The organism is Geodermatophilus normandii (assembly GCF_003182485.1).
Lineage (GTDB): Bacteria > Actinomycetota > Actinomycetes > Mycobacteriales > Geodermatophilaceae > Geodermatophilus > Geodermatophilus normandii.
The window spans coordinates 4,517,370-4,533,407 of sequence record NZ_QGTX01000001.1 but is presented as its reverse complement, the minus strand read 5'-3'; the positions used below and the strand labels follow the sequence as shown (position 1 = coordinate 4,533,407).

Sequence of the window (16,038 nt, the reverse complement as noted above, 5' to 3'; positions counted from 1 at the left end):
CATGGCCAGATGGGAGAAGCGCAAGCGGGTCGAGCTGCAGGCCAAGCTCCGGACGATTACCGCGGAGCAAGAGCACTGGCTGGCGCTCTCGGCGGCCAGACATCCGATGGAGAAGCACAACTCGCAGGTCCGATCCGTCACTGCGTACCTCCGGCCGATGGTCGACCTCCTCACCGAGGACGTGGCGCACAGCGCGGACCTGTCCGCGACTTGGCGCGAGCTGGAGCGGCAGGTGCTGGATGTTCACCAGGTATGGGGCTTCTTCAGGGACAAGTGGGCTCTCCGCCGCCTGGAGGAGTACAGCCGCTACCTCGTGCTGGCCGACGAGTTCGCCTGGGCATGCTACGAACCGGCGCAGCTGCACGCCGTCGCGGGCGGGACGGTCGGGATGGAAGCGGTCCGGGAGCCACCGCTGGTCTACCTCGGCCCGGTCGACGGTCCGATGACGCTGGCCCGCGGGGACTCGATAGCAACCGAGATCCCGCCTGAATCCCTTCAGAGCCGGACGGCTCGAGCGCTGATCAGGCGGCTCCCGCTGCCGGTCGTCGCGGTGCCGTGGTACCAACTGCGGCACTTGCCGGAGGCACTCATCATTGGCCACGAGGTCGGTCACGCCGTTCTTGTCGACTTCGTGGGTCTCGACACGGTGCAGCAGGTCGTCGACCGCAGGGCGGCCGAACTCGGCCAGTGCATGGCTCGGCGCGACGCCTGGTGCGCGTGGGCGGAGGAGTCATTCGCCGATGTGTACGGCGTCCTCTGCGGGGGCCCGGCCTACCTCGACACGCTCGAGGACTTCCTCCCCGCGGAGAGTCCCGAGCTGGCGACTGGCGACGACGCGTACCCACCGAGGCTGCTGCGCCTGGCCCTCGCCGCGGGCGCCTTGGAGGCCGCCCGCTGTGAGCAGGCCGCCGAGCAAGTGCGGGCCTCCTGGGCCATGGACGACATACCGGTCGCCGAGGTCGATGGGTACGGCATCGCAGTCGAGATGGGCCGGGCGCTGGTTCATGGGCCGTACCCCGGGTTCGGCACGCGGGGTGACCGACAACTGAGACTGGACGACGTCATCACGTGCACTGCGCAGTGCGACACCGGCCGGCAGCCGCAGCGGCTGCTCAAGAAGTGGAAGCCCAAGACCAAGGACATCCGGACCCTGTTGGCGGTGGCGGCCGAAGCCTTCCGGTCAGACCCGGACTCCTTCGTGCACCCGGTCGTCCAGGACAACATCCTGGAGCGGGCCGCGCTGATCCAGCAGCCGGGAACCCGCTACCGAGCCCAAGTTGACAGGAAGGGCGCGGTCGGCGCCGATCTGACGCTAGTCAGCGAACTCTACCAGATTCTCATTAGAGACCAGGACCGGTAGAGGCGCCCGCCGGAAGGAGGCCCGGATGGTGACCAAGCGCGTGACTGCGCACTACATGCACGAGGAGGAATTGCAGGCGGCGTTGGCGGTCCTCGGCCATCCCCAGGTGCAGGGTCGGGTCATCGTCGGGGAGGTCGATGACACCCGGCTCGCCGAGCTCCGGGACACCGGCGTCTTCGTCACCGTGGTCGACGAGGACCCGCAGGTGCCGGGTCCTGCCCGAGGACGGCGTGGCGAGCCTGGGCTTAGCTCAGGCGGGGGCCGGCGTGGCGCCAGACCTTCGCCCATCCCCGTGGCGCCGGCAGTCCCCGCCGATCTGGACGTGTGGGTGCTTCGGCTCGCCGGCCCGCTGCTCGATCCTTGGCGGCAGTCCCTGGAGCACGCCGGTGTCGAGCTCATCGAACGGCTCAGGCCTGATTCATACAGCGCCTGGGTCCGGCTGAGCGCGGTCCCAGCCGTGCGCAGTCTCGGGTTCGTGGTCGAGATGGGACTGTACGAGACCCCTGAGACGGTTGCGCGGACCACCTTGAGCCAACGCCGGGGTGGTCGCGCGACGGTTCCGCCCAGGCCCTTCGAGGTCTTGGTTCACCGCACCGACGACCTCGACGACGTGCGGACGTGGCTCGACGCGCGGAACCTGACGGTGCAGGGCGGCGCCCGCCGCAAGCTGCGCTTCCTCGCCCGTCCCGATGCCGCCGCCCTGACCGAGCTGGCCAGGCTGCCGAGCGTGGCCACGGTGGAGGAGTTCGTGCCCCCAAGGCTCTCGAACGACCACGCCCGCCGGATCCTCGGCCTCGACCCGGCAGGTCCTGGTGGATCCGCGCCAATCGGGTTGACCGGTCAAGGGCAGATGGTCGCCGTGGCCGACAGCGGCATTGACGACACGCACCCAGACCTACGGAAGCGTCTGGTCGACGTGCGAGCGTGGGGGCGGCCCGACGACGCCAGTGATGACCACGGCCATGGCACGCACGTTGCCGGCTCGGTAGTGGGAGACGGCACCGCGTCCGCCGGCGCGGTCCGCGGTACCGCGCCGGAGGCCGGGCTGTTCTTCCAATCCATCATGGACGGACAGGGCGGCCTCGGCGGCCTCCCGGCCGATCTGGCGGAGCTGTTCGACGAGGCCTATCAGGCGGGGGCCCGGATCCACAACAACAGCTGGGGAGCCGAAGCCGGGTCGGCGTATCGGGTGAGCAGCCTGGAAGTCGACGACTTCGTGGCCAGCCACCCGGACATGCTGCTAGTCATCGCCGCCGGCAACGACGGCACGGCTGCCCAGCCCCGGTTCACCAACCCCGGCTCGGTCGATCTGTTCTCGCTCGATGCGCCGGCCACGGCCAAGAACGCGTTGACCGTTGGCGCCAGCCGCAGCGACCGGGTCGTCCCAGGGGCTCCCACCTGGGCGCAGTGGTGGGACGCCAACTTCCCACCACCGCTCGGGGACGAGGCCATCAGCGGCGATCCGGAGGCCATGGCGGCCTTCAGCGGCCGAGGGCCGTGCGACGAGCAAATCCGCGCGAAGCCGGACATCGTGGCACCGGGGACCTTCATCCTGTCGACTCGATCGGCCATCGCGCCGGCCGAGAACTTCTGGGCCGAGGGGGACCCTGGTTACGCGTACATGGGCGGCACCAGTATGGCGGCTCCGCTGGTCTCGGGCAGCGCAGCGCTGGTTCGGCAGTACTTCACTGAGACGCGCGACCACGAGCCGAGCGCGGCGTTGCTCAAGGCCGCCCTAGTGAACGGGGCGCGCTGGCTGTCCGGGAGGGACGCGCTACATGACCACGCGAGGGAGCCCAATTATCACCAGGGATTTGGCCGCCTCTACCTGCCGTGGACGATCCCAAACCCGCTTGAGCCGGCCATGCGCCTAGAGTACGTGGACGACTGGCAGGATCGGTCCACGGGGTTCTCGGGGGTCGGCGATGCCCGGCGATATGTGGTCACGGCCACCGAAGACACCTGGCTCCGGCTCTGTCTGGTCTGGACGGACCCCCCTGGCCGCGGTCTGCAGAACAATCTTGCCTTACTCGCGGAACACCGGGAGTCCGGCACCAAGTGGGTCGGTAACCAGAACCGGCCGGCCCAGTTCCCGTCGCCGGACCCGGGAAACAACGTCCAGGTAATCCGTCTCGACCGACCGGACGCGGGGACGTACCTGATCCAAGTCGTGGCGTCCAACATCCTCCACGGGCCGCAGTCGTTCGCGCTGGTGGTAGCGGGTGGCCTCAATTCAGCGCTTACCGTGATTTGAGACTGTTGACCGGCTTGAGTCCCGCAGCTGAGTGCGGGTTCTGGTGACGGAGCTCGACGTTGGCCCTGGGAACGAGCAAGGCAGTGAGGTCCAGCGCCGGGACGCCTGGTAACGGGGCCGGTTATCCGAGTGTCGTCGAGTACACGCTGGGTACTCGACAGCGGATCTGGTAGGGCGAGCATGATGGCGGATCACGGTGGTTCCGTCGGGAGCGCCGCCGGCACGATCTCACGGTCGCCGCGGGCACTGACGACTGTAACCTTCCAGCCGTAGGGTGATCGGACGGCGGGAAGCACGATATGGAGGTCGCCGTCGAAATCAGATCTGCATTCCCGATTCGCTCAAGTCGCTTGGGCCGCTGGACGTGCCGCAGTCCAGCCCGATCGACAGCCCGTCAGGTAGTACGGGACGCAGGCGCTCCCTACCAATCCCGGCCAGGCTCCTCGGCTTCCGTTCATGGGGCCCCCTCCGGCGATGAAGCGGCCAAGTCGGTGTGATGAGAGACGTGACTCCGGCATGACACCTGTGTCAATGCATGGGGTTGTCCTTGGATGGTTACGGAGGCTCTGTGTTGTCAAGGAAGGTCCGTTCTGTTCGCAGGGGCGCTCGGTGATTAGCTGTCGATCTCCCCCTGTGAGGACGGGGACCATGGACTCTGTCGCCGCACTCTCGGCGTGCGCACTGTAATGGCGTTTAGTGCCCTCCCGCCGCACCCCGGAGGAGGCGTCCATGAGCGCGCTGAATATGGGAGACCTCGCTGCCAAACGGGACGACGCGAAGCCCGACAAGGACGTCGCCACGGCAACGCAGGCCCTGGTTGCTTCCGTTCCCACCGAGACCCTGGCGGCGTACACGGCTATCGTGGCAGCGGTTCTGGCCGCTGGAATCAACTCCAGCGAGTACGGCCCCTTCCGCGTGTCGGTGTTTCTCGTCTTCGTGGTTTGCTCCTTCTTGGCGCCCTTGGCGGTGTACTGGGGAAAGCACAAAGCCGCAGGCTCAAGTCCGGCCGACTACCGATGGGTAGGGGTGCCGTGGCTGGAGTGCGGCATCGCGGCGTTCGCCGCGGCGGCCTGGGGTCTGGTGATGCCTGGAAGCCCACTCAACCTCTGGTTTGCCGGGAACGCACTGACCTTCGCCACGGTGGCGATCACCTTCGGCGCCGCTGCCGTCCTGGCGTTCGCCACCAACTTCCTCTGCACCGGCACTCCTGAGGAGGCCGTCGCACAGGGAGCCGCTGCCGCACAGGGCGCGCCCGCCGCACAGAGAGCGCCCGCCGCAGAGAGAATTCCCGCCCCGTCGCGGCCCTTGAGTAATTCCGCCGCGGCGGCGGGGAAGAGAAGCGCGGAGCCTAGTGCTCCGTAACTGACGTGGCTGGTCTCTTGCGGTGCTGCGGGTCGGTGGCCGTGGCGATGACGGTGTCGGGGTCCTTGGTACTGCAGCGGCACTTGTGCGTGTCGCTGTCATGATCGGCGGGGGGCTGGTAGCAGCGTGTGCGGATGCGCTGCGATGGCCTGGTGGCCGAGGTGCAGGACTGGGCGGTAGACCTAGAGGAGGTGCACGCCCGGATCGCCGGGGCGTTCGCCCGGGTCGAGCCGCGGGCCCGGGTGTTGGCCTATCTTCGCGGGCTGCTCGGACAGTTGGAGCGCAAGAATGGCTGGACGCTGGCCGAGGCCGCCAGGGGAGATGTCTCCGGATGGGATGCAGCGGCTGCTGCGCACTGCGGACTGGAACGCCGGCACCGTCCGCGAGGAACTGCGCTCCTATGTGGTCGAGCGGCTGGGCCCCGGCGGGGTGCTGATCGTCGATGAGACCGGGTTCATCAAGAAGGGGACCCGGTCGGCCGGGGTGGCCCGGCAGTACACCGGCACCACCGGCAAGATCGACAACTGCCAGATTGGGGTCTTTCTGGCCTACGCCACACCGGCCGGCCGGGCGCTGATCGACCGGGAGCTCTACCTGCCGCGGGAGCTTCAACCCGAGCTGGGCCCGCTGGGTGCTGGCCCGCCGCAGCATCCCCGCCGACCCGGGCGGGGAGCCGCAGCTGCCCTACTACGTCTACGCCGGACCCGCCGCTGACCGCGGAGCTGTCGCTGTCCTTCCAGCGGTATCCCCTACCCGGATCAGCTGTCCTGCACGACCTGCCGCGCAGCTGGGGGGCCCTGCCGCTGGCGGCGGCCGGGCCCGGGCACCTGCTATTGCCCGTACCCGAAGGGGAGGGCGCATGGCTCGGGCTGCTCCCGGATCGGCGGGGCCCGGGCTGGTCGGTGAGGGTTGTCGCGCTCCTGTCGACGCTGGGCGCGACCGACGCGGTGACCGGTCGCGCGGTGGGGGAGGGCGAGCCCGCCACCGCACTCCCGGTGCCTCCGAACCGGAGTCTCCCGGGAATCGCGAGCGACTCTGGGGCCTGGCGGGCACTGACCCGGACCGCACCGGGCGCCGATGCGCCCGGGTGCCGGGAGCTGACCCTGCGGGCGAGCCCCGATTGCCGGGCTGGTGGATACCCCGAGGTCTCGGTGCTGGTGGAGTTGGTGGCGGCCGCCGATTTCGAGCGGCGCACCGGCAACGCCGTGCCGCAGTTGCGCCCCGATGCCCCGTACGGGGGCAGGCAGCTGCCCTGAGCCGTAGCCAACCCACGCCACACTGCTCGCCGGCGGACGGTGTGTTGTGCCAGAGGCTCCCTTGGACGCTTGAGCCACGCCAGACAGTTGGCTGACCCACTACAACACTGCCCGCAGCCACTCCGCCCTCGCAGGCCGCCCACCGATCAGCCGACTCGCCGCGTGAACAACCTGCCTGGTCACGACACCTACTGGGCGACGTGGCGTCGTAGACCACCTGGACATAACCGCGTCGATTCGGCAACGGGAAGTTGCTCCCTTGCCTGTGGCCTACTTCAAAGTCGAATCAAGACTTAGACGCGGCTCGCGGTGTCGTCGGCGTCAGGTGTCCAACGATGGGCGGTCAGTGCTGGAGACGACGGCGGTTGACGTCGTCACCAGCGACCTCATCAGACCATGCCGTATCCCTTGCCCACCGCGACCGAAAGGGCCAATGTCCCCTCGATGTTTCCGTCGGTCAAGAGTAGCGACCATTGGGGGGAAGCGTCAGCCAACGACTCGGACGGTCACCCCTGCTGCTGAAGCTATTGCCTATTCAGACGCTGAGCACCCGTGCCAACCTGAGCACCCGAGACTTCCACCGGCGGTATCGCCGGCGCGCCAGGCTCACCATGCTGGCGTCGGATACGGCGGCCTCGAGCGCGGCAAGGCGGTCGTTCTGCTGGTCGACCCGCTCGGCCTGCCGCTCTAGCAGCTCGGCCGCGCGCCGCAGCAGGTGCACAGCTTCCTCCTCGCGATGCCGGATCTCGGTGATGCGGACAATCAGCCCGTCGATCTCCCGCTGAAAGTAGGCGGTCGTGTACAGCAGGCCGCCAAGTCCATGACGCTGGCCGTAAGCCCGTAGCGCCTCGTCGCGGAGGAGTAGGTCGACGTCGTGGTGTTCTGTTGTCCCTTCAACTACACTGTTGGCCGCTGGCCCGGTCGCCGCAGGCCGCTGATGCCAGAAGGCCAAGGGGTCGCCGTCGAGGAAGCCCAGGCGCAGATCGGTCAAAGTTAGGCGAAGAAAGAAGTCCCAATCCCCGACGACTGGGAGGTCCTCTCGGAACCAGCCGACCGTGTCATGGACCGCGCGCCGGTAGAGAACCGATATCGGCACAATCCGGTTCGTGCGGAGCATCTCGAACAGCGTGAACGCATGCACCTGCGGGGCAAAGGTCTCGCGCTCCGTCTCGACGATGGACTCCCCGCGAATCTCCTCCCGGACAATCTCGGTGCGCACGGCCACCGCGGCTTGGCCCGTGCCGTCCAGGTGCGCGACGGTCCGAGCGAGGAACGAGGGGTGCCACGTGTCGTCGTCGTCGTGGATTGCCACGTACGTGGAGTTTCCAGCCGCGATGCCCCGGTTGGAGGCAGCCTCCATACCCCGCCGGGCCTCGTTGTGCAGAACGGTCAGCCGGCCGGTCGGCATGGGATGGTGCCGAAGCACGGCGTCGACGTCCGCGGCGGGCCCGCCGTCGTTAACTACCACTAAGTGCCAGTCCGAGAATGTCTGGCGGCAGACGTCCGCGACAGCGCGCTTGAGTAATAGCGGACGGTTCCTAGTCCGCATGACGACGGTCACCGATGGACGCTCATCAATCATCCGCGCAGCGTCGCAGACAGCCTTTGTCGACGGGGGGGATTGCGCCTCGTGGCCCCATCCGCCCAGGTACTTACGCGCTGCGGCTGACTCATCCGGGCTCGGACGCCTGCGTCGGTCCCGGCTCCCTCGGCCGCTCACCTGGCCGCCTGGGTCGGCTCGGGGGTGCACGAGGCGGCCCGCGAGCGCCAGCGGCCCGAGCAGCAGCACGTCAACCAAGTGGCTCACCGCGATGCCAGTCGAGCGGCCGGCTCGGTCGATGAAGGGCGCCGACTTCCTCGCCGCTCAGCACGCCCGGCTCACCAGCCGCCGCGGCAGAGCCCGCGCCCAAGTCCCGGTTGCCCACTCGACGCTCAAGAACCACGAGCGCTACCGGGACCGTAAGCCCGACTGGCTCGTCCGCCGCAACGACGAGGAGGAAAGCTGCCACCTGGTCGCCCAACTCGAACAACTCGCCCACACCGTTCGTTGTCATCACCGAGCCATGACTGACGAGTCCGTGACGCGACCAGGGCCGCTGCAAAGTCGGGCAACGAGCGCTCGAGCTAGTAGTTCGGGGGCGGGCACGGGCCGTGTGGTGATCTGAAGGTGGTCGAAGCCGTCGATCACCAGCGAGAGGCCCGTGCCCGCAAGTTCATCTTCCCCGTCCGCTCTGCTCGACGCTGTCGCCGAGGCCGGCCTGCCACCAGAGTCGCTGGGTGCGGCCGAATCGATCGGCCTGCTCCAGGCCCTGTCTGCGGTTCCTGACCCGCGTGAGGCGCGGGGCCGTCGTCACGGCCTGCAGTCGATTCTGCTGCTCGCGGTCGGCGCCGTGCTGGCCGGCGCCCGCTCGTACGCGGCGATCGTGCAATGAGCCGCGCACGCCGAGCAGGCGGTGGGCGTCTGCGGGCCGACCCCGCATGCGACTACGTTCGGCCGGGTGTTGGCCGCGGTCTATGCCGCCGCGCTGCAGTGGGCGCTGACCAGCTAGGTCCTGGCCCGCCGCCAGGACCGGTAGCGACAGCGCGCCCAGCATGTTCGGCCGCGCGGTGAGGTCCGTCCGGTGTCGGCCGTCGACGGCAAGATCTTGTGCGGCGTCCGCGACGGCCCCGGTGGACAGGCCAAATTAATCGCGGTCTTCAATCACGCCAAGGGCCTGGCGCCAGCTCAGGTCGAAGTGAGCGGCGGAGACGAGCTGGCCGCGTTCACCGCCGTTCTGGATATCCTGCCTGACCTGCGCGACCTCGTGGTCACCGCCGATGCCTTGCACTGCCAGCGCGCGCACGCGAACTATCTGCACGACCGCGGAGCCAACTACCTGTTCACCGTCAGGAGCAACCAGCCGACGCTGCGCACGGCGCTGGCCCGGCTGCCCTGGGCGCAGGTGAGCGGGCTGCGCGAGCGGCACGTCGGGCACGGCCGAGCCGAATCCCGGTCGATCAAGGTCATCGACCTGGCGGGGCACCGGAGGCTGGGCTGTTCCCGCACGGCGCCCGGGCGATCAAGGTCGTCCGCCGACGACGGGTGAGCGGCCACGCCAGCCCGTCGGTGGAAACGGTCTACGCGATCACCTCGTTGGACCACCGGGATGCCGATCCGCGCCTGTTGGTCGCCTGGATCCGCTCCCTCTGGACGATTAAGAATTGTCTGCACTGGGTCCGCGACGTGACCGAGGGTGAGGACCAGTCGAGGCTACGCACTGGCCACGGAACCCCAAGTCATGGCCGCCGCGCGCAACACCGCGATCAACATCATCCGGCTCCGCGGCGGCACCGACATCGCCGCCACCCACCGTGACTTCAGATACCGACCCGCCGACGTCCTCGACGCACTTGCCGCCGCCTGACGGAAGAACAGAACAGCAGGCCAACCGGCGCTTTCAGGACTTTGCAGGGCCCCTGGTGACGGGACGGTGACGCAACGGTGACGGAGCCCTTGCAGTGTTGTGGCTGTCCGTGGCGACACAGCACCGCGGTGGGAACTGGTAGCGCCAGTGAATTGGTCCGCACGGAGGTCGGAATGGAAGACCTATTTCGGTTGATGCTCCTGCGGCCCGCCGTAACGCAAGACCCCGAGAGTCCCAGCATCGACCTCACCCAGGATTCCGATTATCAGAACGCCTTACGCGAGGCGGTCCCCGGCGGACGCGAGGGCGCGGAGGAGGTGAGCCGCGCGTACGTCCAGGGCGACGAGTTTCTGGGCGATCCCGCGGGCAGCGAATATGCTGCCGAGCTCGCTAAGTTCGCCGCCCTGCTCGATGGACTGGAGGACGAGCCCGTCGTCCGGCGTCCGCCTCAGGACCAGGACGATGACGGCGACCAGCAGGGTTCCGTCGCCCGAGCGGTCCGGACAGCGTTCGGCCGCCCGGCGTCCGAGGTTGTGGACGACGAGATGTTCCAGCGGATGCTGCGGCGCCTGCGCGACAGCCTCACGGCAATCAAGGTACTGCAGGAGGAGCACACCAGGCCGGTGGAAGAGCTGACCCGACAGCTGCGCACCGCCGAGGTCGTCCGGAGGGCCGCAAGCGAGGACCGGTTCGACGGCGGCCCCGCATTGCACGCCTATCGCCGGCGGTCGCTTCGGCTGCCCGTGGTGCCGGGTTGGGGATCGCGTCTGTCCACCCGAGACGCCGAGGAGCAACTACGCCAGCGTCGGGCGGAAGCCATCGCGGAGCGCGAGGCACAAGTTGGCGATCTGCTCGGCCGACACGAAGCGCTGCGGGTCGCGATCGCCGAACTCGGTTCGCTCGAGGGGCGCCATTTCCGGGTCTCTGCAGTGGAGGGCAGCGAGGCCGTAGATCCGCCGGAGGAACTGCGGTTGACGAGCGCCATGGCCGCGGAGAGCACCTTCACGAGGGACTTGCGCACGGTGAGTCTCCGCCGGCTGGGGGGAACGATCGACGAAGGCCCGATCATCGAAGAGGCGGGCGAGCAGGGCGGTGACACGGCGGCCGGATCGACGACGGTTCCTGATGGCCTGGCGAACTTGGCGGCAACCTTGGCAGGCACCACCTCCGTCGCCGCCCCGGGCAGAGTTGAGTTCAGTCCTCCGGACCTGACGGAGGCTGGTTTCATCTTGCAGCCGGAGGCCACCGAGGCGTTGACCGAGGGCACCCGCACACTGCTTGCTGACCGCGGCCTCGACCTCAGCGCCGTTCCACTCGACCGAATCACCCAGGGCCTCGGTGCCGAACTGACCACGACCGTGGAGCGGCTGGAGCAGATCGCCGGCCACCCGGTGAGGCAGTCCTTCACCCGCGTCGGGGACGCGCTGGTCTCCGTGCAGACACCGATCGTCACCGGCTGGGGCACCCTTGGGACCGGTGGCCTGCTGCCCGTCCCGGTGTTCCCGATGGACGGCCGGATCCCGCACACCCGGGGCGCCGTCGCACCTGCTGGTGTGGCAGACCTGCTCGTCGTCCGGCAGCAACTGATCGGATACGAGGGCGCCGACGTCGCACACATTGAGAACGTGCTCCGGGGCGAGCGGAAGCTGCGCGAGCACACCCGGCGAGAGGAGTCAGAGGTCTTCACGCTGTCCGAGAGCGAGGTTGGTACCAGCGAGGAGCGCGAGCTGGAGACCGCGGACCGGTTCGAGATGACCCGTGAGACGAGCACGACGATCAAGGAGGACGCCGCGCTCAAGGCTGGCCTCAACATCTCGGGCAGCTACGGCCCGACCGTGGAGTTCGCGGTCAGCGCCGAGGGTTCGCTGTCACGGTCCAAAGAGGAGGCGACGAAGGCCGCCTCGTCATTCTCCCAGGACGTCACCGAGCGCAGCTCGCGGAAGATCGCCGAGCGCATCCTCGAGCGAACCACGACTCGCCTCACCACGGAGACCATCGAGAAGAACACCCACGAGTTGAACAACGTCAAGGGGGCCGGCCACGTATCCGGGGTCTACCAGTGGGTGAACAAGGTCTACCAGGCGCAAATGTACAACTACGGCCTGCGCGCCACCTTCGATTTCATGGTGCCCGAGCCGGCAGCGTTCATCGTGGCCGCCATGAACCGAGCGCATGCCGGAACGGTCACACTTACCAAGCCGCCCACGTTCACCCTCCTACCAGCTCAAATCAACGAAAGCAACTACGGCTACTGGGTGCAGGTCTATCAAGCGAAGGACGTCGCGCCGCCGCCGGAGCTCTACCGCACGAAGTCGGCAGACTTCAAGGCAGGCGGCGGGGACAAGAACACCAACTACAACCACTCTGGCCAGATCGCTATCGACGACGGCTACCGTGCGGTCTTTGGCAGCGTCGGCAGGGTGCTCAACCAGTGGGAGGGCGACTGCGCGCTGGACGTCGTCCTCGGTCGGCGAACTCAGCGGATGGGGGCCGGGAACTGGCTCTGGACGACGACACTGGACGACGAGCGCGACACGGTGCCGTTCGCCCTCGATAGCTTCCACGTCGCACAGGTCGCTGTGGCGATCGAGGTCAAGTGCCAGCGGACCGAGAGGGCTATGGAGAAGTGGCGGCTGGAGACGCACGCCAAGCTGGCCACCGCGCACGCCGCCTTGGTCGCGGACTACGAAGAGAAGCTGGCGGCGCTGCAGCTGCAGGCCGGCGTCGCGATCCGCGGCCGCAACCCGGCGGCGAACCAGCTCTCGATCCGAACAGAGCTAAAGAAGAATTGCATCAGCATCCTTACGGACCAGCACTTCGATCTATTCGACGCCATGAAACTGTCGGCGAGCACGGGTCTGCCGCAGCTGGATGTCTTCGAGACCGCCGGTGAGGGTCCGTACGTGCGCTTCTTCGAGCAGGCGTTCGAGTGGGAGCAGATGACCTGGGTGACCTATCCGTACTTCTGGGGTCGCAAGGACCAGTGGGACGAGCGAATCGCCTACGACGACCCCGATCCGGCCTTCAACGAGTTCCTGCAGGCGGGATACGCGCGTGTGTCGGTGCCGGCCCGGCCCGGGTTCGAGGGGGCGATCGACCACTTCCTGACCTTCGGCGAGACTTGGAACGGCGGACCGCTGCCCCCGATCACCAGCGCGCTCTACCTGCCTATCGCCGACGAGATCGCCGAGCGCCTCGACCGGCCCGGTGCCGAAGTACCGCAGGGTGCGCCGTGGATTGTGCGGGTACCCACGAACCTCGTGCACTTGCGGGCCGACGACCGCCTGCCGCGCTGGGAACAGAATCAACAGGGCGAGTGGGTCGAGGTCGGCGGGGCGACATCGGATGGGCCCTCGTCGAGACAGTGGAGCGGGACCGCGCACCAGGAAGTCCCGTCGACGCTGGCAACCGACCAGACGGCCTGGACTCAGTGGCCCTCCGCGGCCGTCTGGCAGGTGCCCATACCGGACTGGGCCGCCGACGTCGACTTCACTTTTTCCCTGTCCCCAGGGGTAGTAGGTGGCGACGTTTGGGGCGAACTTAGACTCGACTTTGGTGGGAGCGTTACCGATCCCTCTAGGTTCGACGTCAACTACGAGGCCGACCAGACGGAGGGGCCGGAGCAGGCTCTGATGCTGGTAGGTGGCACCCATCACATCCCGGAGGAGATTCGTGGTAAGTCGGTCACCGTGAAAATGGAGGGCCGCATGCTGGACCCAGCCAACCACTCGGGCCACTTGGAGGCATACTACGGCAGCGAATTCGCGCCTCCCTATGGCACTCGAATCAACGGCCTGCTCAGCTTCAGAAGGAGGCCGGCGGCGTGACCCACGCTCAGGCAGACGACCACTTCCCTGTGGGTTAAACCTCCGCCGCTGCTCTGGCATGGACAGATCCTCTCAGCAGCGAGCCTCGGTCCGAGATCGTTGATGGACCCCACAGCGAGGCGCGTGACGGGACCGTGACGACTAGGGGACGGCATGCCGCAAGCCTGTCCGGTGAGGACCCGTGCTCGGCTTCCTCGCCGACCACCGTCGGTCTACGGAACGGTGTGTCGTGGCGATGCTCTGGCAGCCGGCCGGCTTGAGAGTGGTGCGACATCCGATGGTGGCGGACTGACCGCGAGTGAGGAGTTCCCGTGCCGGACGTGACGTTGACCGTGACGTTGACGCGGGTACCCGGCGGGCTCAGCCGGCCGGTGGAGCTCGACTATCACGAGCCGACCAGAGGTTTGCCGGTCGCCGTCAACCACCTCCTGACCGCTTCCTGAGCCGTGCGTCGCGTCCTGGAGAAGGTTGTCGTCTGGCGTCCCCGGGTGGCGCCGGGCAATCGGGAGATCCCCGCGCACCTGAAGCTCGCCATCTTGGCCAGGGGACGGATTGCGGTCCCACCGGCGTCGGTGTCGTCCCTGATCGAGGCGGCGCGGCGGCGGGGCGCGACCTGGCCGGATCGGCTGCGGGCGCCGCTCGAACAGCTCTCCTCGGCCCTGCCGCTGACCGTCGAGCTTTTCCTAATTCAACGGGCGGGCATGACGGCCGATGAGATCGACGAGGCCATCACCGGGTACCTGATGCTGCGCAAAGCCCAGGAGTACCCGCGGAGCGCTGCGGTCGAATGGCAACGCGTGCTCGTGAGATCCAACGAGGACCGAGCGGCGCTAGAGCAAGCACTCGCGCTCGATGTCAGCCGGCTGTTCGTGCGGTCGCGGGTGCAACTGGACGCCAGGACGGCTGCGCCGCAGCACCTGCTGCTGGCATACGTGTACCTACCAGCGGGCCTACAGCGCTATCTGCGTGCGGACCCGAACCTCACGAGTCCCCTGTTGCCTGCGCCCGTCTTTCCGACGCCAACGCGACTCGACAAGGTCCCCGCGATGCCCCCGTTGGAAGGGCGCACCGATCCGCATGACGAATTGCACTTGCGTGCCGGGCCGAGCGCGGGCACCGATCCCGCGCGACCGCCAGCAGCCAGCCTCGGCGTCCTGGCCGGCCACCAGGGGCGGGTCGCCATCCTCGACAAGGCCTCGACCACGGACCCCGACGGCAGCAGCCGTACCTGGTACCAGGTCAAGCTGGAGGAACCGCTGTCGGTGTCCAAAGATCTGGTGTCCAAAGGGAACGTGCAGCGCAAGCTACTTCCGGCGGGACAGCTCGCATGGCTGTCGGCCGGCGGGATCTCGATCGCCGCTGCCCCTTGGGACGCGTTCCGACGCGACCTGCGCGAGTGGGAGACCACCCTACCGCTGATGACACCGCTCGCCGAGCGAATCACGATGCTTCGGCAACGGAGCCACAAGTCAAACCTACCCTTCGACGAGGTTATCGGGGCGGCACCCGGCAAGATCTACCAGGACAAACTGGCCTATCAGGCCGGTCGATGGCAGATGTTCCTTGACTATGAGGCGGTGATCGCGCCGGACGGGCGGTGGGTCGATCTGCAGCATCTGCTGGTAGGCCTCGACGCCCTGGCTCGTCCCGAGCGCCCCGTCACGGTCACCAGGGCGCTGGTCGCCTCCTTCGACATCGGGACCAACTGGGCGGCCGCGACATGGTCGGGTGACCTCGGCGCGGGGGTCGCCGACAGCCTCACCGAGGGGACGGGCGCATGGGACTCGTATGCCAACCCTCGGACTCTGGCCGACCGCATCGGCTTCTTCTTGCAGTCCCGCGCCGCCGAGTGGGACCTACTCGGTGATCTCGACCCGTGGGGGATCCGGCCGATCCTCGCCGAGCGTAACGACGTGACCAGCATCGATGACCTGCTCTCGCTGTACTACGAGGATCTCGTCGAACCGGTCCTGGACCTCAGCATCCAGGCACCGTCCCCGGCGGGCCGTCGAATTGCGATGACCCCGTCGGTGAGGCGGCGCGCAGACGCCATCCGGCGGTTCCTGGCGCACTACGGGTTCACCTTCCCGCCAGAGGTCTCCAATGCGGCCGCACCGGAGGACGTCTGGCGCGACCTCGTGGAGAACTTCCGTGTCCTGGAGACCCAGCCGGCCACCCGACGCATCCGGCGCGAAATCAGCCAGTTCACGACGATCTGGCTGGTCCGCCGCAACGCAACCACCTACTTGTCCACCAGCAAGGACGACCCAGTCCTGAACAGCACCATAGATGAGGCGACGCGCTACTTCCTCTACTGGTTGGAACAAGAGGCGATCTGGCACGACGTCAACACCCGCGAGAACACCCAGTAGCACTTCGTTTCCTTGGCCAATCTTGTACTTTGCGATGGCCTGCAGCCGCTCGCTCAGACAGTCTGTTCGTTGAGGCCCGCTTACCGCCCACATCGGCTATCGGATCGAACTAAGCCGCTGCGAGGTTCCGATAGATGTTCCTTTGTCCCGACTTCTCGGGAGTCCTTCGACCTACCCCGGCGACCCCTTCAGAATTCGGTGCG

10 protein-coding genes and 1 pseudogene are annotated in these 16,038 nt (G+C 67.7%); 10 read left to right on the top strand and 1 reads right to left on the bottom strand.

Annotation, left to right across the window (positions count from 1 at the left end; genetic code table 11):
* Position 1 precedes the first annotated feature (1 nt).
* From JD79_RS21695 to JD79_RS21680, 4 genes and pseudogenes are all read left to right on the top strand, one after another.
* Complete coding sequence (locus JD79_RS21695; RefSeq protein WP_110007199.1) at positions 2-1,360, top strand: hypothetical protein; 1,359 nt, start codon at positions 2-4, stop codon at positions 1,358-1,360.
* A gap of 25 nt (positions 1,361-1,385) precedes the next feature.
* Positions 1,386-3,614, top strand: a complete 2,229-nt coding sequence (locus JD79_RS21690; protein WP_110007198.1) for a S8 family serine peptidase — start codon at positions 1,386-1,388, stop codon at positions 3,612-3,614.
* 729 nt (positions 3,615-4,343) lie between these two features.
* Positions 4,344-4,976, top strand: a complete 633-nt coding sequence (locus JD79_RS21685) for a hypothetical protein (RefSeq protein ID WP_110007197.1) — start codon at positions 4,344-4,346, stop codon at positions 4,974-4,976.
* Between the two features lie 134 nt (positions 4,977-5,110).
* A pseudogene (locus JD79_RS21680) lies at positions 5,111-5,576 on the top strand (IS701 family transposase); the annotation flags it as partial.
* A 1,191-nt stretch (positions 5,577-6,767) separates the two neighbouring features.
* On the opposite strand, the gene JD79_RS21670 reads toward JD79_RS21680, so the two are convergent.
* Positions 6,768-7,793, bottom strand: a complete 1,026-nt coding sequence (locus JD79_RS21670) for a glycosyltransferase family 2 protein (protein ID WP_170149307.1) — start codon at positions 7,791-7,793, stop codon at positions 6,768-6,770.
* A 640-nt stretch (positions 7,794-8,433) separates the two neighbouring features.
* On the opposite strand from JD79_RS21670, the gene JD79_RS21660 reads away from it, so the two are divergent.
* The 6 genes from JD79_RS21660 to JD79_RS21645 all read left to right on the top strand — a co-directional run bounded on the left by JD79_RS21660 (position 8,434) and on the right by JD79_RS21645 (position 15,835).
* Positions 8,434-8,664, top strand: a complete 231-nt coding sequence (locus tag JD79_RS21660) for a transposase family protein (RefSeq protein ID WP_170149306.1) — start codon at positions 8,434-8,436, stop codon at positions 8,662-8,664.
* A gap of 189 nt (positions 8,665-8,853) precedes the next feature.
* On the top strand, positions 8,854-9,318 hold the full coding sequence (locus tag JD79_RS21655) for a transposase (protein WP_110007192.1): 465 nt from the start codon (positions 8,854-8,856) through the stop codon (positions 9,316-9,318).
* A 147-nt stretch (positions 9,319-9,465) separates the two neighbouring features.
* Complete coding sequence (locus JD79_RS22880; RefSeq protein ID WP_170149305.1) at positions 9,466-9,636, top strand: hypothetical protein; 171 nt, start codon at positions 9,466-9,468, stop codon at positions 9,634-9,636.
* 173 nt (positions 9,637-9,809) lie between these two features.
* Positions 9,810-13,463 carry a hypothetical protein gene (locus tag JD79_RS21650; protein WP_110007191.1) on the top strand — a complete coding sequence of 1,218 codons (3,654 nt, stop codon included), beginning with the start codon at positions 9,810-9,812 and terminating at the stop codon, positions 13,461-13,463.
* Between the two features lie 311 nt (positions 13,464-13,774).
* Positions 13,775-13,906 (top strand): hypothetical protein, encoded by a 132-nt coding sequence (locus tag JD79_RS24355; RefSeq protein ID WP_281270337.1) that lies wholly within the window; start codon positions 13,775-13,777, stop codon positions 13,904-13,906.
* Positions 13,907-13,951: 45 nt separating this feature from the next.
* Positions 13,952-15,835 (top strand): hypothetical protein, encoded by a 1,884-nt coding sequence (locus JD79_RS21645; protein WP_110007190.1) that lies wholly within the window; start codon positions 13,952-13,954, stop codon positions 15,833-15,835.
* Positions 15,836-16,038: the final 203 nt, after the last annotated feature.